The sequence below is a fragment of the Candidatus Woesearchaeota archaeon genome, assembly GCA_016187565.1.
Lineage (GTDB): Archaea > Nanobdellota > Nanobdellia > Woesearchaeales > JACPJR01 > JACPJR01.
The window spans coordinates 1-19037 of record JACPJR010000011.1 but is presented as its reverse complement, the minus strand read 5'-3'; the positions used below and the strand labels follow the sequence as shown (position 1 = coordinate 19037).

Genomic DNA, 19037 nt, shown 5'->3' with positions numbered 1-19037 from the left:
TTTAGTCCGATTCACACACGATAGTTACCCCGATCAAGAATTACTCTCTCACCACGATCGTAGGTAACGGTGACTGTTGGATTCAGCATAATACAATCCAAATGTCCCTTTCCGTCCCATGTTGCTCCTGTCTTTTTTGGATATCCTGATCCGAGAGCAATATGTACACCTGGGAATTTCTCATCTATTAATAAATTTCCAATAAAATGTTTCACATTCGTATTTGTTCCTATAGACCATTCACCTATACGATTTCCGTTTTCATCAACATCCATATATTTTCGCACATCCCCTTCAAGACTTTTGTTTGAACATTCTACCTTAACGACTCTGCCGTTCTTAACATCCAAAGTAACTGGATTGTCGTGTAATATTCCATATCTTGCAAGAAGATAATCGCCAACTTCACCATCAATGACAACTTTTCCTTCACACGTTTCAACACAAGTAAAGACTTCTCCTGAAGGTATGTTTCCAAAGGTGCCTGGTTTAATAATGGCATCGCTTGGAATCCATAAATAATGAGGATTAAATTCTGCACGAAAATCTGAACCCGCAGGGGTGACAACCCTCGCAGATCGTGCTCCTTGAAGTGCATCATACACTCGGTGGGTTAAATCAATAACCCTTTGATAATCTTCACCAAAGCCTACTCGTAGAACCTCTTCAGTAACATCTGGCATGTGGCCATGTTTGATCCTTTCAGAATCTTGAACTATACGGATCATGGGGATTCGAAAAGAAGCCAATTCTCCTTCCTTTCCTGTTGCTGCATATACTGAGATGTCTGACTGTCTCATTGCATCAGCAATAGGAGATGGAAATGCTAGAGGACTTGACCCATCTCTTGGTCTTGCACCAAAATCTTCCATAACAAAATAATGTGGTCTTCCTCCCAACGAAGAAGTTGTCTCTCTTAATGATGCACCAATCTTTTCAGTCTCTCTATCGGTTATGACGGTTACCGTATCTTCAGATTGAAGACCCAAGCAATGAAGTAATGCTTGTTCAATGAACTGTCTCATAACTCTGAAGTAAGTACCTAATTTATAAATATTTACCTTTTTGTACAGAAAATAGTGAAAAAGAAAAAAATTATTTTCCCCTGAACCTTCCTTCGATTGCTATGTCGTGCAATGGCCTTCGGTCATTTGGCTGTTCAATTTCCTGTAGTTGTGAAGGTAAATTTTCTTTTTTGCCTCTTTTACCAATTGCAATCATGGCACAGACATCATAGTTGTCTGGTACACCGAGAATCTTTTTTGCTTTGTCATAATCAAAGCCTTCCATGCCATGCACGACAAGTCCTCTTTGAGCGCCTTCTAAGGCAAGATTTTCCCATGCTGCTCCTGCATCAAAGACATGGGTTCGTGAGGGCTTTTCATTATGCTCAAAATTCTTTCGTGAAATGACAACAACAAGGAGTGCAGCATTTTTTGCCCATCCTTTATTTCCCTCAACAAGTAAGTCAAGAAAAGTATTCCATTCTTTACTGTTTCGTTTTGCATAGAGAAATCTCCATTGCTGTGAGTTGTACGACGAGGGTGCCCATCGCGCTGCTTCAAAGAGCGGCATGAATTCATCTTCTATTAATGCTTCGCCGGTCATTGATCGTGGTGACCACCGGTTAAGAAAGAGATGATCAATATCGTAATTTGCTTTTCTTCGTTCCTGAACTTCTTTCGTTACTGTCTTTTCCATGGTAACACCTCATCCGTTTATAACCGTTAGAAAAATCTGTTTTTGTAAACCTAACATTATATGACGTTATGCAAGTATTTAAGCATTTACTTACTATTTAGATAGTAAGTTACAGCGAAGTAATCATCAACCTTTATAAAGTGGAATGCATTTTCTTATCTTCTTGAGGGGGTAGTATGCAGTATTTAGAGATACACAGAAGGCATATTCCTGATGATGTTGCTCGCTTTACCGTAATGAAGGAGCAGTTAGATGAACCTCGAGCTTTACCTCGGGGAGTGAACCGTTATAGTGACCTTATTCCTGAGAAACCTTATGCGGTTACCCTTCTTGATGCTTCTTCAGGCGTTCGTTTACCGGATAGATATACGCATAGCATGATAGCTGATAATTCTTTATTCAGGGAATTTGTGGAAGCCAACAATATGCTTGTTCGAGTAGCTCAAGAGTTTCAGGTTAGTGCAGATCAGTTGTACGATTCCTTTTATACCTTAGGAATGCGGTTAAGCCAGCAGATCTCAGAGCGATTAAAAGAAAGAACAGAAGCACGTTACGAATCTGCTGTTGTCTCACTTCAGGATGCACTTCTCGATAGGATTCGTGAAAAACGTGAACTTGCTCATACTACAGACCTTGATAGGCTTGTTTCGGATGAAGGGCTAGCACACGTACCTAGTCCTGACCGAGAACTGATTACTACCATGGTTGCTCAATTGCGCGATATTCCTTTTCCTGAGCCTTCTGCAGTGAGTTTTGACGGAAAAGTTACTTATTTTCGGCATGAGCGATATGCACCTATTGCAGGGGCTTGTATCGAGGTATTGCCAGAACTCCGTGCAGATTTTCTTGCCACAATAAAGTACGGTCCACTTCATGGTATCTCACCAGATCCTTTAGATCGTGAGCACGATAATATCAAAGCCTTTGTCCAGCGTTTATCGGTTGATGCTGCCAGACAGTATCTTGAAGCACTTCGTTCTGAATATGGAAGAGAAAAAGGAGATGTTCTCGATGTTTTTCAGCATCTCAACACACAAGCTACTGGTTGGGAAGGAGATCACCTTGTTCTTCTCTGCGAGACCTTGCAGCGGGCAGATCGTGCAAATCTATTGTATGGTGGAGTAAATATTGCTGTTGCTGCAGTTGGTTTACTTGATCGATATGACCTTGACGGGGCACGACGTATTGTTACTCGAGCATTGAACAGGTTTCGTGGTCGTCGTACTGACCAGAACGCCTTGCGGATTATCGATGATGCTGTACGAGGTTCGGTTCTAATATGAATCCATTAATAATTGTAAATGGAAATTCTGGAACTGGAAAAAGAACAGTAAGCAGATTCTTAGAAGATAGACTTGATAATTACCGAAGATTCAGTCCTGACGACACAAGAAGAAAATTAGGTAGACCTGATTATGATCCAAGAGATACAGGTGAAGTGCTTTTACACATGTATCAAGAAATTTCAGAAACATTACAAGATGAGGGAGGGGTGATAGTCCATTCACATTATAAAAGTAGTGTTGGCAGACAAATCGTATATGATATTGCATTTTGTTATAATGTACCGGTATTGTTAATAGAGTGTATCTGCCCTGAAGAAGTTGCAAAGAGTCGAATTAGAAGTAGATCAAAGAAAGACGAACTTCACAGTCCGCCAACCGATCCTGCTGTTTATGATAGATTGAAGGCAATTTGGGAAGATACTGAGCAAGATTTTGCTAGAAATAGACACGTTTCTTGGATTAGATATGACTCGCACACATCTGATGTAAGAGAGATCTTGGTTAGAACCGGACTAATAGAGTTTTCGTCTCAAATAATTGAATTACTTCAGTACGTTAGATCCTAAACCCAATAAACTAAATAGGCCGTTTTCTCGATTGAATGTGAGTATTCCATCCAGTCTTTGACTGGTGGTTTGGAAGCAGTAACTGCATCCAGAATACTCTCATTCTTAGAAACCCGACCGAGCGACCGAAGGGAGCGAGCAATCCCCCCATCTGTGATGAGGGGTGTCGGGTTTCTCTTGAATATAACATTTTTCTTGACAGAGTCCATTACATAACTTCTGATAAGGCTTAGGTGAAGAAAGATAAAAGAAGCCCCCGACGAGAGTTGCACTCGCGACCTGCAGCTCTCTTGTTCCTTATCGTCTGGCCTTGAGCTTAGGCAAGCCAAAAGCTCGATGAGACCTGATAAGGTTTACGAGGCTGCCGCAATAGCTACTATGCTACGGGGGCATATTGATGAAGAGAAATAAGGGATTATTTTAAAGGTTTGCCATCTGTTGAATGACTTAACACCATTTATAATTTATATATGTGTACACATACACGGCTGTGATGGCAACAAAAACTAACCTTATGGATTTTGCAGGAATCTGGAAGGACTCATCTGCTGAAGAAATAAAGACTTTGAAAAAATCTGTCAACCGATTACGTAAAGGATATCACTTGTACGAAATCACTGCAGAACCATTTTGAAAGAATTCCCTCACTTACGGTTATCGTGTACTAACTGCTCTGCAGCATGGCTTCTTTGTTGTTTTTAAATTGTTGCTGGCAGGAAGAGCATACACCTTGGAGTTTACCTTTCTTATCTTTAATGTAGGTACCGACAATCTTCTTCAAGAAGGTTTCTTCAATGGTTGCTTTACAGATGCTGCATTTCATTGTCGTGAAGAATACGGCTTTCTTTATATTTTTTATGAACATTCACGTGGTTTAATGTAGTTTAGCGAGCGTTGCTTCAAGCGTAGCTTTCTGTGTCTGGAGATCACGGAGAAAAGCAATCTCTTCATACATAAAACGCTTGATAGCATCATCTAACACTATTGCGAGCTCTTTCACTCCTTGGAGGAATTCTCGTATAGCTTTGATTCTTGGGGGGTTACCAGACGTATCGGCATAGTTCACCAGTATAGGGGTCGCATGAGTACCTACAAAGACGATAAATGTGAGAATCTTGTGTAAATCGGAATCTTCTTTATGGATAGGATGTGCTCTCTGTTTGTTTAGCTCTCGTGCAGCAATCATAGCTTCGTCTGCAATGTTATAAAGCCTGACATGATCGATACCACTTAAATCGATAAAAGTATGGCGTAAATCAGGTACATTCATCTTTGCACGAAGAACAGCCATTCTCCTCTCAATTTCAGACATTTCCGATCCGCTAAGAACGACTTCAATCTTGATTTTTTCTCCAAACGAAAATAAGCCCATGTATTCTTTCTTTGATCTGATCTATTTAAATGTTTCGCACGTCAGTTTTCTCTCTTTAAACTCAATAGGAAGTTGACGGTTTATTGAACAGATATGTTTCATTTCAGACAGAATCGTCATATTTATAAATATTGAATATTTTGTGGTAACTATGACAACCATCACCAAGCAGACCGAGCAGTACATTAAAACCCATCTTGCCATCAAAGATTGCTTAAAGAAAGGACTCATTAATTATTCTGCATTGTCTCGTCAGATCAGTAAAGAACTTCAGTTGCAGCGTAGTCATGATGCTATTCTTATTGCAGCACGCCGCTTTCGTGAAAAACTTCAACAAGAAACTCAGCATGAAGAAAAGATCATTTCACTATTTCAACGAAGTCAGCTTGAGATTAAGAACAGAATAACAACGCTTATTCTTGAAAAGACAGTTTACCCTGACAGCCTTATTGATGTCGAGAAGGAGATTAAAAAAAAGCGTGATATCTTTTTTGTCTTAGAAGGAACAAAAACGATTACTATCATTACCCATGATCAGTATGCGGATTTGTTGAAGAAACGTTTTTCCTCCTCACTAAAGGATGCTGAGACCGGGCTTTCGATGATTATTGTCGTAAGCCCAGGTATTGAGAAGGTACCAGGGGCTATTGCTTATGTCACCGGACTTTTCTTTGAGCATGGCGTTAATATCAAGGAATTCATGAGTTGTTGGGATGATACGATTTTTGTCATTAAAACCGTTGACGTTCCCAAGGTAGTGACATTTTTACAGTTCTGATCACAACAATATTTATAAATTATCTCGTTATCCACCTTTGAGAAACAACGAAACAAAGGAGGGGAATGATATGGGATTAAAAACAATAACACCACGAGACGTTCTTGTTCCAAGCGATGTGCCTCAGGCAATGCATGATGAGTATGTGAAGAATTTTATGAAGATGACCAACAACACTGGCCGTCTGATGCTCTTTGCAGGCGATCAAAAGATCGAGCATCTGAATGACGATTTCTATGGCTCTGAGAAAGAAGCTATAGCTGTTGATGACCATATCCCAGAGCATTTGTTTCGTATTGCAAATCAAGCACGAATTGGTGTTTTTGCTGCTCAGTTTGGGCTCATCGCACGCTATGGTTCGTCATATTCCCGCATTCCTTACCTTGTAAAAATAAACTCAAAATCTCACCTGGTAAAGACTGCTCAACAAGACCCTTTCTCAGGGCAGTTGGTGACCATTGATCAAGTGATGGCATTGAAAAAAAATGCTCATTTGAATATAGTGGCTGTTGGTTATACTATTTATCTTGGCTCTGAATTTGAACCGCAGATGCTGAAAGAAGCGCAACAAGTAGCAATAGAAGCTCATAACCATGGCTTACTTGTTGTTTTCTGGGTGTATCCACGAGGAAAAGCCGTTCCCGATGAAAAAGATCCTCACTTAATTGCAGGTGCAACCGGAGCTGCATGTTGTCTTGGTGCTGATTTTGTCAAAGTCAACTATCCCAAAAAAGAAGGTAAGCTTTCTGAAGAAATATTCAAGGAAGCAGTCTTGGCTGCAGGAAGATGTAAGGTTGTTTGTGCAGGCGGTTCAAGCACTGATGTCAGGAAATTCTTAGACCAATTATGGAAGCAGATCAATATCAGCGGTGCAAGTGGTAATGCTACGGGAAGAAACGTCCATCAGAAGCCATTGGATGAAGCTGTTCGCATGTGCAATGCCATCTCTGCCATAACCTTAGATGGGAAAGATGTTGAAACGGCAATGAAGATTTATCAAGGAAAATAAAACATTGAAAACTTTGATAAACTTCGTTTATTCAAAGTTTTCTTCTAGGTACGGTATCAATAGGCATATGCAACGATTTTATCTATTGAAAGTGGTTTTTCCATAAACTGCTGATACGTACGGCCCGTTCAAAAATTGTTGGCCGTCAATCTGGCTCTGAAGAAGTACTCCTTTCGGTTTTTTGTTAAAGAGTAATCTTGCCGATTCAGCAAGACTTGCAGCTGTTGTTGATTGAATTGCCCTCAATTGCCTTGACCCAATCTGAGAAGGTTCAATAACATATGCTCTCTCTACGGTTCTTAATTGGCCATTACCGTTTTGTGTTGGTTCACTACCTGTAACCGATGCATAGATCACCACAAAATCTTCTTCAACTGAAGGAACGTATTGTTCCATTAACGGTTGTAATTTCTGTGCTTTATGGTCATTACTATCTTGAGAGATTTGTTGTAACAAACCATCGATCCATGTATAATGACCTTCATGTCGTAATGTTTTATAATCCAGTCTATTTACCCGTCCTGCTAAATGGTCAGGAAGATCAGCAGCCCCTCCTGAGGTGAGGTCTTCTTCATATCTCCTTCCGTTAATAACGGCAAAACCTCGTTCAGATAAGGAATCTACCGTTGTCTTCTTCCCATCCCTTATGACAATAGCCGGTTCTATATATTCTGTTGCAACTCCAATGGGGCTCCAGGTAAATGCATAATATGAAGGAGGACCTGCATGTTGCGATAAGGCTCCAACTTTCATTGCAACATAATCAATTTTAGCCTCGCTTCCATATCTTTCAGTGAACTCTCTGAGAAGGCGCATTGCTAAGACATTAATAAATCCGGGTGCAAGCCCTGTTTGTAGGATAAGGCCACTTTCGGTTCCGTCAGCCATGCTGATTATTCTGTTTGTTTCATCAACATACTCGGTCAGGTTTGCATAGCTTAATCCGTGGCGTAATGCCAATTCAGCCATTCTTGGTGCTTCACTTCCTGGGAGACAATCAAGGAGCAGATGAGAATCTTTTACAACTCTTTCTAGGCCATCACTTGTTCCATGTTTTGGCAACTCAAAAGGTTCAACATCCCCTTTTTTTGATGAGCCATCGGCAATAAACATGGCAGCGTTTCTTGCAGTAGCAACATCCATATCACCTATGTAGATCGTTGCGGGAGCTACATCTCCAATCTCTCTCAGAATCAACCCTACTGCAGAACCAATACCGCCAGCACCGGCTATTACTATCTTTGGATTTGGAAAACCGTTCATATTTTTGTCCATATTCCCCCTCCACTTTATTTGAAAAGAGTAAACTCTCGAGAATCACATCGAATTTTTAAAACTTGTGTATCCTTTTTTGAACGAAATAACAAACAAAAGCAAGATTTATAAATAATAACGGAACAAATGTTCTGAAAATGAATGGAAATCTAGATAAGAAAGATGAATTAATTCTTGAAGCCATAAAACATAATGCAAGAGCTTCGACAAGAGATCTATCCAAAATTATCGGACTTCCGATTACTACAATCCATACTCGGCTAAAGAGGCTTGAAAAAGAAAAAATTATTACAGAATATACAACAAAAATTGATCATACAAAAACAGGTAGACCTATCCTAACTTATATATTCCTTACTGTTGACTCTTCTAATTTTAAGACATTAAACCAGCCACAGCTCAAACAAAAGATACTTAAACTGATACACGCTGAGGAGGTTTATATGATCACCGGACATTTTGATATTCTCATTAAAATCTACATTAAGGATACAAAGGATCTAAGTTATATCATTGAAACATTGAGAAGGCTTGAAGGTGTGCATAGTACCCAGACGATGGTAGTGCTTGAGTAATTACAAAAATTAAAACAAAGTGAAGGTCATTTTTTCTTTCCACTCAGATATTCTTCTGCTAAGCGAACAGCACCCTTGCTGCCAACATAGATAGGTGTTCGGTCTGCAATTGATTGTGGTTTCTTCGTGAGGATACTTTGTTTTCCGTCGCTACATGCTCCTCCTGCTTGGGTAATGATAAATGATAATGGATTGCATTCAAACAGAAGCCTGAGTTTCCCGTTTTCACTTCCCTTTACTTGGGGATACATGAAGATACCGCCTTTATGCAGAATTTGGTTAATGTCAGGAACCATCCCTCCACTGTAGCGTAGTTTGTAACCTTGTTCCTCTAATGCTTTAACATAGGCAGCATGAGCAGGCAGGTACTCTTTTACTAATCCTCCTGGCGCATAGATCTTTCCTTCAGGAATCGTCATGTTTTCTTTGCGTAAGACAAACTCATTTTTTGGTGTTAAGACAAACTCGTGAACCCCATTTTTAACCGTGTATACTAACGTTGTTAAAGGACCATAGACAACATAGAACGCAGCATCTAACAGCTCACCCTTTTCAAGGACATCTCCTTCTTCAAAGATGCCAACAATAGTTCCTAACGAAAGATTGACATCGATAAGACTGGAACCATCTAAAGGATCAAGAGTAACTCCAAATTCTCCTTCTGCCTTCACCATCTCAATAATTTCAGACTGTTCTTCTGAGGCAATAGTTTTTACTAAGCGCAAATCATGCAATCCCTTCACGAGAAAATCATCTGCCCATTTGTCAAGGGCCGTTTGTTCATCGCCATGGATATTAGTTGTTTTTTCCTTTTCCTGTTGATGGATTATAGCTTGGGAAATTGACTTGGTCATATCGGCAATAGAACACATGACGGTAACAAGGTGGGGATGTGCACCGCTTTTGAGTAGATGATCTTTGAGTTTCATACGTAACCTCCGTATGGTTGAAAACTATTGTCCCCTAATTATGAGAGCGAAACGTTACACACTATATAAAGTTTTTTATCCCTCAAGCTCAAGTTAGCAGCTTCAAAGTCCTCTCTGTTGTGTATGATCGCCGACATTCCCCGTAAGGGACATCCCCCTTGTCGGTTGGATTCAATAATGTGATGGGACTTTGACTTGAGCTGCTAACCCTTTTTTTGGATGAAGCCGTGCTCATCCAAACCTTTATATACGAGTTTTCTCTCCAATAGCTATGCAATTTCCTCAAAAAGCAGTTATTCTTGCAGGTGGTAAGGGAACACGATTGCGGCCGTTAACAAACACCCTTCCAAAAGCATTGTTACCTGTCCACGGTAAAACCTTGACTGAGCATCTCTTTGATTTATTTTTAAAATATGATATCACTGAAATTATTCTTTCAGTTGGCTACCTTAAAGAAAAGATCATGGATTACTTTGGCGATGGAAAAGGATTTGGTGTCCACATCACCTATATTGAAGAGAAAGAGCCATTAGGAACAGCAGGTCCTCTGCTTCTCGCAAAAGACTACCTTCGTGAAACGTTTATTGCCTGTAATGGTGACGAACTCAAGGATATTGACATCGCTGAGATGACAAAGCTCCATCAGAAAAACAACGCACTTGCCACGCTTGCCTTAACTACAGTACAGGATCCACAACATTATGGTGTTGCAAAACTACACAGTAATCGTATTCTTATGTTTGTTGAAAAACCTGCTCCAGGAACAGAGCCATCAAAGCTTATTAATTCGGGATTTTATATGATGGAACCAGCAGTTCTCAACTATATCCCTCAAGGATTTGCTATGCTCGAGACCAATGTTTTTCCTCAACTCGCTACTGAAGGAAAGCTCTTTGGCTATCCTTTTCAAGGACAATGGTTTGATACAGGTACCATGGAACGTTATGATGTGGCAAAAAAGAACTGGAGGGATATCAACAAATGACGAGTCCACATATCTTCAAAGCATACGACATCAGAGGAGTTTATCCGACTGAGCTTAATGAGGAAACCGCTTTTCTTTTAGGAAGAGCATTTGTTACCCTCATGCAAAAAGAGCAGAAAAGAAAAAAACTGTTGTTAGCGGTCGGAAGAGATATGCGATTATCATCTCCGGTACTTGCTACAAATCTTATCCGAGGAATGACAACGCAAGGTGCCGATGTTCTCGACCTCGGTTTAGTATCAACACCAACTTTTTATTTTGCTGTTGTGCATTATCAAACTGATGGTGGCGTTGTTGTTTCAGCTTCTCATAATCCGAAAGAATATAACGGTTTTAAACTGGTTCGGCATCATGCAATCCCGATAAGCGGAGAAACGGGTATACGGGAGCTTCAATCCCTCATAGAAAAAAACGTTTTTCCGAAAAAAGAAACACAGGGAAAAGTTACCTTACCGAAGGATGTGTTGAAGGAACATGTTGTTCATGATCTCCGGTTTGTATCTTTTTCGGAAGTGACATCACCGATCAAGCCCTTTACTATCGTTGCCGATGCAGCCAATAGCATGGGTGCTTTGTATCTTGAGGAACTCTTTCATTATCTACCCTGCCGTTTGATTAAAGTTAATTTTACCCTCGATGGGACTTTTCCTGCGCACCAGCCAGATCCGCTTCAGGAAAAAAATCTTGAACAACTCAAGCAAAAAATTCTCGAAGTAAAGGCAGACCTTGGTATTGCGCCTGATGGTGATGGAGACAGAGTATTTTTTGTTGACAATAAAGGCCAGACTGTGCCACAACCAATTCTGCGAGGATTATTGGCCCAAATCTTTTTACAAGAACATCCACGAGCTAAGATATGTTATGATATTCGGCCGGGAAAGATTACCAAAGATATGATTCTTGAAGCAGGAGGAAAGCCAATCCTTACCCGTGTCGGTCATTCCTTAATTAAAGAAGTCATGCGCAAAGAAAAAGCTATCTTTGCTGGCGAATCCTCAGGCCATTATTTCTTACACGTCGATGATGCCTATTATGAAGTCCCTATGATCATTATTCTTAAAATCCTTCAGTGGTTGTCAGCAAAAAATAAATCATTTGCAACACTCATGCAGCCTTATAAAAAGTATGTTCATTCCGGTGAGATTAATGTGGTGGTGAAGAATAAGGAGCAAATCATGCAAAACCTTGCACAACACTATAAGGATGCACAGGAGATCTCATGGTTGGATGGCGTTACGATTACCTATGATACCTTCTGGTTTAATGTCCGCCAGAGTAATACTGAACCACTATTACGATTGAATCTTGAAGCAGTTTCAGCATCACTTATGAAGAAAAAGCGTGATGAAGTTCTTAGCTTTATGAAGGAGTAAACCCTTAGTATAGTTGTCTCGTAATCTTGAGGATTGCTTTATAGTTTTTGACGGTGTTTACTGCGATTACCGTTCTTGTTTCCCGCGTTGGTTCGTTACCATAAATATCAGTTACTATGCCACCAGCTTCTCGTACCAAGACAAGACCTGCTGCTAAGTCATGTATGTAGAGTCCGTCAGAGATATTTGCTACAGCAATACCATTGGCAACATCTACGAGTTGGAGGACATTGCTGCCAAGCATACGGATGCGTGGACTAATCCTGGCAAAGGCCTCAAGAAAGGCAACTTTTCGTTTGATTCTTTCTTTTCCCCGAAAGGTGCCATTGAGCATGACAATACCCTCCTGAAAGCTTGCATTGCTCACCTTGAGTCGTTTTCCATTACAAAACGCTCCCCTGCCCTTTTCAGCATAACAGAGTTCATTGGTAAAGGGATTGTAAATAACGCCCATGATAAAGACGTTATGCTTTTCAACACCAATCGAAACGACAACAGTCCTATATTTGTTTTTAAAGTTACTTGTTCCATCCAAAGGATCAATATGCCAAATGATATTCTCCGTATTGCCTTTATTCTCTGATCCCTCTTTGAATCCAAATTCCTCGCCCATGATTGCATGGGTAGGATAATGACTCAAAATAATTTTTCTGATGTTCTCCTCACATTCCTTATCAACGATGCTGACAAAGGAATGATCTTTTTTCCTCTCGAAGCGGATATCCTGTTGAAAAGAGTTGAGAATAATCTTCCCTGCAACTCGTGCGGCCTTTTCTGCGGTTTGTCTCATTTCTTTTATAAACGTCATCGTATTATAGACTCTTGTATAATTTTCAATAATTCACCCGTACTATAAACGTTAACTTTATCTTGTTCTTTAAGTCTTTTATCGTTTGACCAAAGGCTACATCTCATTTTTAAGGCAAGGGCAATGTACTCTGTATCCTTTGGGTCGGGAGTTATTTTTTTTGCTTCAGGAATTAATTTTTTAAACTCCTTCTTTGGAATAAGTTCAATTCTTGAACTGATTAAAGATAAAAATAATTCGAAATCGGATTGAGATAGCCCTGACTTTTTTAGAATCTCATTTTTATATTTTTCAAATTCTTCCATTAAGAATTCAGGAGCAAATAACGCCATTCTCTCGCTAAACATTAAATCATAAGTTGCTCCTTCTGTAGCTACAAGTGCAGACATTAAAATGTTGGCATCAATAACAAATTCCATCTTATTGATTATATCTCTGGTGCAAAGATTTGTTTATTTTTCTACCTAGTTCCAAAGCATCTTTCTCTGTTAATGTTGACTTCGCAGATATAGATTTGAGTATCTTTAATTGAGACAATTTCATTTTGATTGCAGCTCTTGCTACTTCGGACCAATTTATTTCTCTTTCTTCATCCATTTCCTGTTTTAAATCTTCTGGAACTGATAACGTTATCGTTGGCATATTGACCTACCTCAATATTCATTATATTCAATACTGTGTAACCATTTAATATATTTAAATCTTTGTCTTCATTGTTTCATGGATTCTTCATCAATATATTCACTCTCTATCACTGAGGAAATAGCTTTGGCTTTTTTCTCTCCAATAAGTTCAACCTCTTTGAGTTCTTCTTCCCTTGCGTTCATCACTCTCTTGACTGACTTGAATCTTTTAAGGAGAGGTTTCGCTAAGCTTGGTCCTATGCCAGGAAGTGAGGAGATGATATACTCCTGTTGTTCTTTTAAGGTTAAGGGTTTTTTCGTTGCGTGATAACTAAAATCTCTCCCAAGCTCGTCCTGCTCTCGTTTGGCGATCAACGATAAAATCAACGCAGTCTCATGAAAGTTTTTGGTATAAAGTAAAGGGATACCATAATCTACTGCAATGGTTGCTAACATTCCGCGTATAGCATTAGGATGTACTTTTCTCACACAGTAAATATCTTCTGTTCCCTCGACAAGAACCAAGGGACGTTCAAAATTACGCTTCAATTCTTTGAGCTGTTGCAGCAACCTTCCATCAATGAGCGAGCTTACAAAATCTTCTACAGTTTTTACTTCCACAGCAACCCGACTGGATAAGAGGTAATCTGCAGAAGGTAAGGTTTCAAGTTTGAGGGTAATGCCAATATCGATCATCTCTTTTAATACACCAGAACCTTTCTCACGGTAATCCGCATAAATCTTTACTTGTTCACCACGATCGAGGAATTTTGCCAAGCTTACTTCCTTTGGTTCCTCTACTTCTCTTTTTCCCAGTGCTTTGTGGATGTTTTTTCTTAATGTTCCTAAAATACGATACATTCGCTTCTCTTTATGATGAGAAGCCCATTTGTAGCCGACATCCCTGGTTTCCTTAGTGATGAGAACAGTTACTTTTCCTTTTTCCTGTCTTCCAGTTCTTCCTCGACGTTGTACGGTTCGTATCGCACTTGGAATGGGCTCGTAAAAGATAACATTATCGACTGCAGGGATATCAAGGCCTTCTTCAGCAACACTTGTTGCAATGAGCGCAGAAAACATTCCCTGTTTGAACTCGTCTAATAACTGGATTTGCTGTTTCTGTGTTAATCCAGTTTCACCTTTTTTCATCTGCCCAACAAAAATTCGTGAGGAAATTCCTTTCTCATCAAGGCATTGTTTTATTTTGACTGCAGAATCCCTAAATTGGGTGAAGATCAAGATCTTTTGTTCTTTTTCTCTTTGGATTTCTTCTTCCACTAAAGTAACGAGTTTCCCCATTTTTGGATGTTCGATATTTCTTTCAACCAAGCTTGCTGTTTTAATGCATGCAGATCGAAAATTTAGATCCTTCACTAAATTCTGGACTGCTTTTACTTTTGTCGTTCGTGCTTCTGCTTGGAGTTTGGATAGATACTTCTGTAATGGACTTATCCCCTGTGTTTCGAGCAATTCTGTGGCATGTTCTACTTTCAAAGCCTCAGCTATTAGTGAAATGGCTTTGAGCATATCATAGTCTCTGTTTCCAGAAGCAATCTGACCGTGTAATTCTGCCTGAATTGCTAGTAATCCTTTTTTTGTTAAACCTTCTGTTTGTGTATTCATAAGATATCCTTTGTTTACCACTTCTTTTATTTTTGATTGATAACAGTCAGTCAGATATTTCTTTATTATTTTGAATTCTTCAGGAAACTCAACCTCTACCCACATCACCTGGATGTCTTGTACATAGGGCTTTACATCAGGATCTTCGTCTGTTCTCACTTCAATGTCTTCAATGTAAAGGTTTTTGCATACCTCAGCAATTGTTTCCAAGTCACTTCCTGGTGAAGCAGTCAAGGCCAAAATACGTTCATATTTTGCCTGTTTGTGATATTGTTTAGCTATAAACACATACGAATAGTCGCCAACCGCACGATGTGCTTCATCAAATCCGAGCAAACTGACATCAGCTAAATTCATTCTTCCCCCAATAATGTCGTTTTCAAGCCCTTGGGGCGTACTGAAAATAATAGTGGATTTTTTCCAGAGTTCTTCTCGTTTCTCAGGACTGACCATACCGGTAAAAACAGCGATTTTTTCTGGTTCAATCTCAAAATACTTGAAGAATACCTCCTTGTATTGATCAATTAATGGTCGTGTTGGACCAAGCATGAGAATCTTTGACTGTGGATATTGCCGTAAGCGATGGGCAGCCAGCATCAAGAATATATTTGTTTTTCCTAATCCTGTGGGAAGGACTACTAAGGTGTTATGGTTTACTGCGGTTGCAAGAATGGTCTGTTGATACAGCCTTGGCTCAAAATTTTTGATCATTTCCTTAAGGAGAAGAATAGTATAAGAGTTTAAATAGGTTTGGTTAGGCCTCTTTTGCTGATATCTCATTTTCTCAGTAAAATATTTAAAGAAGGGTTCATTTAGTATGCATATGGAAACAGTTACTATCCCCCGACAAGAATACGAAGAGCTTAAAAAGAAGGCTGAATTAGACGATGATCTCTTACTTTCTTTAGTTAGAGGATTAGAGGATATACGAACAGGGCGGATTAAACTCTGGAAGAAAGGGGCAACCCTTTAACCCTTTTTTTTATCTCCTCTTTGTAAAAAGGAATTAAATCTTTGATGTGATCAATTGCCAGTTGTTGTCCTTTTTTGTCACTAAGTGTTATCACAAATACAACAACATAGTCCTCATAAATGAGATAATAAATTCTATACTTTTTTGCCTTTTTTTCTCGAAAAAATCTATATCCCAGAGGTTTTCCAACGTAGGGGTTTATTTCTAGTTGGGTGATCTCTTTTTCGATTTGTTGTTGAATTATTTTGTCAAGTTTACTGAATCTTTTATCAAATTCATCAGTTGTGAAGATTGTATACATGCCTACTGGGGATAATTTCTGATATATACATTAAGTAGTTATATTATATAATCTGCTTCATTCTTGTTTATTACGAAAGATTTCTTGAATCCAGCCACAGACGGTTTCGGTCATTAATACTCATGCCCGGGGCAGAGAATTTCGTAGGGATACTGGTTTATTTTTTCTAATGTTTTTGGCATTTCTTCTGGTACCGATGTTGGTAGATCTGTTCTTCCGATCATTCCTTTTCGAAAAAGCGTATCGCCAGAAAAAAGAGCTTTTTGTTGTGCATACCAGAGACAAACACTTCCTTTGGTATGGCCTGGAGTATAGATTACTTCGAGTCCAGCAACTTTAAATTGATTTGTTAACGCGTGTACCCTTCCAATGACGCGTGCAAAACGCTCTGCTTCATCAAGATTAGCCACTGCTTTATGGGGGGCACGCGTAAAGTCCTTAATCTCTTCTTCAGAGGCATAAAAACCTGCGTTGGGAAACAGATCAACATTGCCGACATGGTCGTAATGGAAATGAGTTAAAATCACTTTCTTAACCCGTTCTGGACTGACTACCTTTCTCAAGGCTTGTTCAACCTCTTTCCGTTTTGTTGCTATGCCTGTATCAATAATTATTGGTTCTACGGTTGCAAGAAAATAACAGCAACTTCCTTCATTGACCTGCCAGATTTTGTCAGTAATTTTTTTAAGCATCGCGTATCAACTCAATGTTTTCCTTCGCTATTACCAATAACTTTGAATATAATCTTTCTTATGGAGATAATAGCTCAGAACACCGCCAACAATAAACAGAAAGAAAAGCCATTTTCTGCTTGCATAAAAGCTTCCGATCATGAATCCTAGAGCAAAACCAATGATCATGATGATAAACGTTACTTGTTCTTTCTTTCTTCGTTTATACATCACTCTTCCACAGATCATTCCGGTAAGGAATACAATAAGCATTTCCATGACCGCACTGCGGGCAAAGGCAGCGATAAAAAAACCTAAAACAAGAAGCCAAAATGCCAAAATTTCTGGCCAATCTTCCCATACTGATAATGCTTTTTTTTGATGAATCAGGGGGATCATGCTAGCTAGCCTCGACTTTGGTGTAGAATACCCACCAGACAATGCCAGCAATAACCAGAGCTCCAATTAATGAAAACACGCCAAGGACATAGAGGATGACGTAACCAGCAGCCGCAGCGAATCCGAATATATAGGTAAGTCGTGACCCCATAAATGCAAAGAATCCATCTAACGGTGGAATCGGAATGAGACTATAAGCAGCATACGCAAAATTAATGAGAATAAAGAGATCTACTAAGGGAAATTGTCCCTGTTCTATACCGGCCATATTCATGATCTGCTTGACAAGCATGGCAGCGACGATATTATAAATCGGGCCAAAAAGCGCGGTAACTCCAGTCCAATGGGTGCTCAATCCATAACGGAACCCACCTAATCTTTGGTAAGTCATGTGGTGAAGCACTAACCCACCAGGAATCAGAATCCAGAATTTTCCTCTCGTGATAAACGTTACGATCAATCCAATGATCAGCCCTGTCGGCCACAAATTAAAATCTGATCGATACCCGGAACCTAATGCAAACATACGGTGACCGGTCTCATGAATAAGAATAACAAGGGCAACAACGACAGCAGTTAGTAGGAAATTAACAAGCCAATGGCCCAGTTGGAATGACTCACTCCCGTCGTCAAATCCAATCATAAATGCAAATGCTACAACAACAATAAGATGATCTTTTAACTCTTTTTTGGTAAACGGATAATACTGCTTCAGCCGTGCAATATATTCTCCCATAACCTGTTTTTAGACGGATTTGATATTTAAGCCTTTCTAAATCTTTCGCCCGCCCGCTTACTTTGGATTTTTCGGCTTCACCGAACGTTGCACTAAAACTCGATCCTCGCAAAGCTCGGAGAATAGAACAGGGCCCCCCCGATGTTAAACTCAATAAATTTGAAGTCCTACGAAACAGAAGAGGGCAGTTTTCCTTAATACTTCATCCTTCTCTCATACTCCTTATGGTCAAACCATTCTAAGATTGCAGAAATCAGATCAACTTCATTATCAGCAGTTATAGTATACATTAGCCGCCATCCTTTAGGCAAGTCATATTTCCACAGATTTTTGATCCCCCACTTTTGGATATACTCTTTAGGGATTAATCTTTTTGGAACATGAGCACCGTAAAAAGCGTTTTCTCTCAAATTTTTTATTGCTTGTATTATTGATTTCTTTAGAAAATCATCTTGAGGAAGTTCATTGAAACTTTTTTCCAAATTATCAGAGATAAATACTACCTTTGATGCTTTTATCATACCTTAATCTCCGCTCTCTGCCTAAGCTTTTTTGCTAAATTAGGATTCCAAATATACCCTATCTTTCCTACTCTGTCTACTGCAATTTTGTTAATATCTTGCAAATAATCTAAGATAACCAAATATGTCTGCCACATTACCTTTTTTGGCAACTGCTTCCATAATTCTGTCCTATTGAATTCACCACTGTACTCCTCTATAGTTTTCTCTACCATCAACACAGTGTCTAATGTTGGCGAGCGTACAAATGGATTTTTTAGTAATTGCGTTTGCATATAATCTATGATATATCAATTGATATATAAACCTTTCTATTTTTTAGCGGAAAACTGCCATTTACTTCTTGTCCTAGATTGTCGCTGGTCGCTCCGTAGATTGAATGCCCCTGAAAATTACTTTTCGGAACGAAATCCGACCCCACTTTGTATGGTCGGAGAGCATAACCGGAATTTAACGGTTCGGAACGACCGCTTCGCTATTTTGCCAAGCAAAATTCGTTCCTCTCCCAAATTTTTGATTACTCTCTAAATAGG

Annotated in this window: 25 protein-coding genes and 1 tRNA gene; 9 read left to right on the top strand and 17 right to left on the bottom strand. The window is 39.4% G+C overall.

The window, feature by feature from the left end:
- Window positions 1–11: 11 nt before the first annotated feature.
- Together HYW21_03715 and HYW21_03710 are read right to left on the bottom strand one after the other, a co-directional pair.
- Complete coding sequence (locus HYW21_03715; protein MBI2548433.1) at window positions 12–1025, bottom strand: aminopeptidase; 1014 nt, start codon at window positions 1023–1025, stop codon at window positions 12–14.
- A 70-nt stretch (window positions 1026–1095) separates the two neighbouring features.
- Window positions 1096–1701 (bottom strand): nitroreductase family protein, encoded by a 606-nt coding sequence (locus HYW21_03710; protein ID MBI2548432.1) that lies wholly within the window; start codon window positions 1699–1701, stop codon window positions 1096–1098.
- Between the two features lie 176 nt (window positions 1702–1877).
- On the opposite strand from HYW21_03710, the gene HYW21_03705 reads away from it, so the two are divergent.
- Both HYW21_03705 and HYW21_03700 read left to right on the top strand, forming a co-directional pair.
- Window positions 1878–2984 carry a hypothetical protein gene (locus HYW21_03705; GenBank protein ID MBI2548431.1) on the top strand — a complete coding sequence of 369 codons (1107 nt, stop codon included), beginning with the start codon at window positions 1878–1880 and terminating at the stop codon, window positions 2982–2984.
- On the top strand, window positions 2981–3553 hold the full coding sequence (locus HYW21_03700) for an AAA family ATPase (protein ID MBI2548430.1): 573 nt from the start codon (window positions 2981–2983) through the stop codon (window positions 3551–3553). Before HYW21_03705 ends, HYW21_03700 begins: the two co-directional genes overlap by 4 nt.
- Before the next feature lie 251 nt (window positions 3554–3804).
- On the opposite strand, the gene HYW21_03695 is transcribed toward HYW21_03700, so the two are convergent.
- Window positions 3805–3944, bottom strand: a tRNA-Thr gene (locus tag HYW21_03695).
- Window positions 3945–4046: 102 nt separating this feature from the next.
- On the opposite strand from HYW21_03695, the gene HYW21_03690 reads away from it, so the two are divergent.
- Window positions 4047–4187 (top strand): hypothetical protein, encoded by a 141-nt coding sequence (locus HYW21_03690; GenBank protein MBI2548429.1) that lies wholly within the window; start codon window positions 4047–4049, stop codon window positions 4185–4187.
- A 30-nt stretch (window positions 4188–4217) separates the two neighbouring features.
- Here HYW21_03690 and HYW21_03685 read toward each other — a convergent pair whose 3' ends face one another.
- Both HYW21_03685 and HYW21_03680 read right to left on the bottom strand, forming a co-directional pair.
- Window positions 4218–4376, bottom strand: coding sequence for a hypothetical protein (locus HYW21_03685; GenBank protein MBI2548428.1), 159 nt, complete (start codon window positions 4374–4376; stop codon window positions 4218–4220).
- 51 nt (window positions 4377–4427) lie between these two features.
- Window positions 4428–4925: a hypothetical protein gene (locus HYW21_03680; protein ID MBI2548427.1), complete on the bottom strand. Its 498-nt coding sequence runs from the start codon at window positions 4923–4925 to the stop codon at window positions 4428–4430.
- Between the two features lie 151 nt (window positions 4926–5076).
- Here HYW21_03680 and HYW21_03675 point away from each other — a divergent pair, with 151 nt between their 5' ends.
- Both HYW21_03675 and HYW21_03670 read left to right on the top strand, forming a co-directional pair.
- Complete coding sequence (locus tag HYW21_03675) at window positions 5077–5703, top strand: hypothetical protein (protein MBI2548426.1); 627 nt, start codon at window positions 5077–5079, stop codon at window positions 5701–5703.
- 70 nt (window positions 5704–5773) lie between these two features.
- Window positions 5774–6712, top strand: coding sequence for an aldolase (locus HYW21_03670; GenBank protein ID MBI2548425.1), 939 nt, complete (start codon window positions 5774–5776; stop codon window positions 6710–6712).
- 78 nt (window positions 6713–6790) lie between these two features.
- On the opposite strand, the gene HYW21_03665 is transcribed toward HYW21_03670, so the two are convergent.
- Entirely contained in the window at window positions 6791–7975 is a 1185-nt protein-coding gene (locus HYW21_03665) for a saccharopine dehydrogenase NADP-binding domain-containing protein (GenBank protein MBI2548424.1), read from the bottom strand.
- Window positions 7976–8124: 149 nt separating this feature from the next.
- Between HYW21_03665 and HYW21_03660 the strand changes: the two genes are divergently transcribed.
- On the top strand, window positions 8125–8562 hold the full coding sequence (locus tag HYW21_03660) for an Lrp/AsnC family transcriptional regulator (GenBank protein MBI2548423.1): 438 nt from the start codon (window positions 8125–8127) through the stop codon (window positions 8560–8562).
- 26 nt (window positions 8563–8588) lie between these two features.
- Here the strand turns inward: HYW21_03660 and HYW21_03655 are convergent, their stop codons facing one another.
- Entirely contained in the window at window positions 8589–9491 is a 903-nt protein-coding gene (locus HYW21_03655; protein ID MBI2548422.1) for a fructose-1,6-bisphosphatase, read from the bottom strand.
- Between the two features lie 271 nt (window positions 9492–9762).
- Between HYW21_03655 and HYW21_03650 the strand changes: the two genes are divergently transcribed.
- Together HYW21_03650 and HYW21_03645 are read left to right on the top strand one after the other, a co-directional pair.
- Window positions 9763–10476, top strand: coding sequence for a nucleotidyltransferase family protein (locus tag HYW21_03650; protein MBI2548421.1), 714 nt, complete (start codon window positions 9763–9765; stop codon window positions 10474–10476).
- Entirely contained in the window at window positions 10473–11849 is a 1377-nt protein-coding gene (locus HYW21_03645) for a phosphomannomutase/phosphoglucomutase (GenBank protein ID MBI2548420.1), read from the top strand. Before HYW21_03650 ends, HYW21_03645 begins: the two co-directional genes overlap by 4 nt.
- Before the next feature lie 4 nt (window positions 11850–11853).
- On the opposite strand, the gene HYW21_03640 is transcribed toward HYW21_03645, so the two are convergent.
- The 4 genes from HYW21_03640 to HYW21_03625 all read right to left on the bottom strand — a co-directional run bounded on the left by HYW21_03640 (window position 11854) and on the right by HYW21_03625 (window position 15614).
- On the bottom strand, window positions 11854–12657 hold the full coding sequence (locus HYW21_03640) for an inositol monophosphatase (GenBank protein ID MBI2548419.1): 804 nt from the start codon (window positions 12655–12657) through the stop codon (window positions 11854–11856).
- A complete protein-coding gene (locus tag HYW21_03635; protein ID MBI2548418.1) occupies window positions 12654–13076 on the bottom strand; it encodes a PIN domain-containing protein in 423 nt (140 codons plus the stop codon). Before HYW21_03635 ends, HYW21_03640 begins: the two co-directional genes overlap by 4 nt.
- A 1-nt stretch (window position 13077) precedes the next feature.
- The gene (locus HYW21_03630) at window positions 13078–13299 is read right to left on the bottom strand and encodes a hypothetical protein (protein ID MBI2548417.1); all 222 of its coding nucleotides are present in this window, start codon (window positions 13297–13299) and stop codon (window positions 13078–13080) included.
- 68 nt (window positions 13300–13367) lie between these two features.
- A complete protein-coding gene (locus HYW21_03625; protein ID MBI2548416.1) occupies window positions 13368–15614 on the bottom strand; it encodes a DEAD/DEAH box helicase in 2247 nt (748 codons plus the stop codon).
- Window positions 15615–15726: 112 nt separating this feature from the next.
- Between HYW21_03625 and HYW21_03620 the strand changes: the two genes are divergently transcribed.
- Window positions 15727–15876: a hypothetical protein gene (locus tag HYW21_03620; protein MBI2548415.1), complete on the top strand. Its 150-nt coding sequence runs from the start codon at window positions 15727–15729 to the stop codon at window positions 15874–15876.
- Here the strand turns inward: HYW21_03620 and HYW21_03615 are convergent.
- The 6 genes from HYW21_03615 to HYW21_03590 form a co-directional block, all read right to left on the bottom strand.
- Window positions 15845–16177 carry a type II toxin-antitoxin system RelE/ParE family toxin gene (locus HYW21_03615; GenBank protein ID MBI2548414.1) on the bottom strand — a complete coding sequence of 111 codons (333 nt, stop codon included), beginning with the start codon at window positions 16175–16177 and terminating at the stop codon, window positions 15845–15847. The two genes, HYW21_03620 and HYW21_03615, sit on opposite strands and share 32 nt — an antisense overlap.
- Before the next feature lie 113 nt (window positions 16178–16290).
- On the bottom strand, window positions 16291–16869 hold the full coding sequence (locus tag HYW21_03610; GenBank protein ID MBI2548413.1) for an MBL fold metallo-hydrolase: 579 nt from the start codon (window positions 16867–16869) through the stop codon (window positions 16291–16293).
- Between the two features lie 30 nt (window positions 16870–16899).
- A complete protein-coding gene (locus HYW21_03605; protein MBI2548412.1) occupies window positions 16900–17247 on the bottom strand; it encodes a hypothetical protein in 348 nt (115 codons plus the stop codon).
- 1 nt (window position 17248) lies between these two features.
- Window positions 17249–17983: a M50 family metallopeptidase gene (locus HYW21_03600; GenBank protein MBI2548411.1), complete on the bottom strand. Its 735-nt coding sequence runs from the start codon at window positions 17981–17983 to the stop codon at window positions 17249–17251.
- A gap of 194 nt (window positions 17984–18177) precedes the next feature.
- Entirely contained in the window at window positions 18178–18504 is a 327-nt protein-coding gene (locus tag HYW21_03595) for a hypothetical protein (protein ID MBI2548410.1), read from the bottom strand.
- Window positions 18501–18779, bottom strand: a complete 279-nt coding sequence (locus HYW21_03590; GenBank protein MBI2548409.1) for a hypothetical protein — start codon at window positions 18777–18779, stop codon at window positions 18501–18503. Before HYW21_03590 ends, HYW21_03595 begins: the two co-directional genes overlap by 4 nt.
- Window positions 18780–19037: the final 258 nt, after the last annotated feature.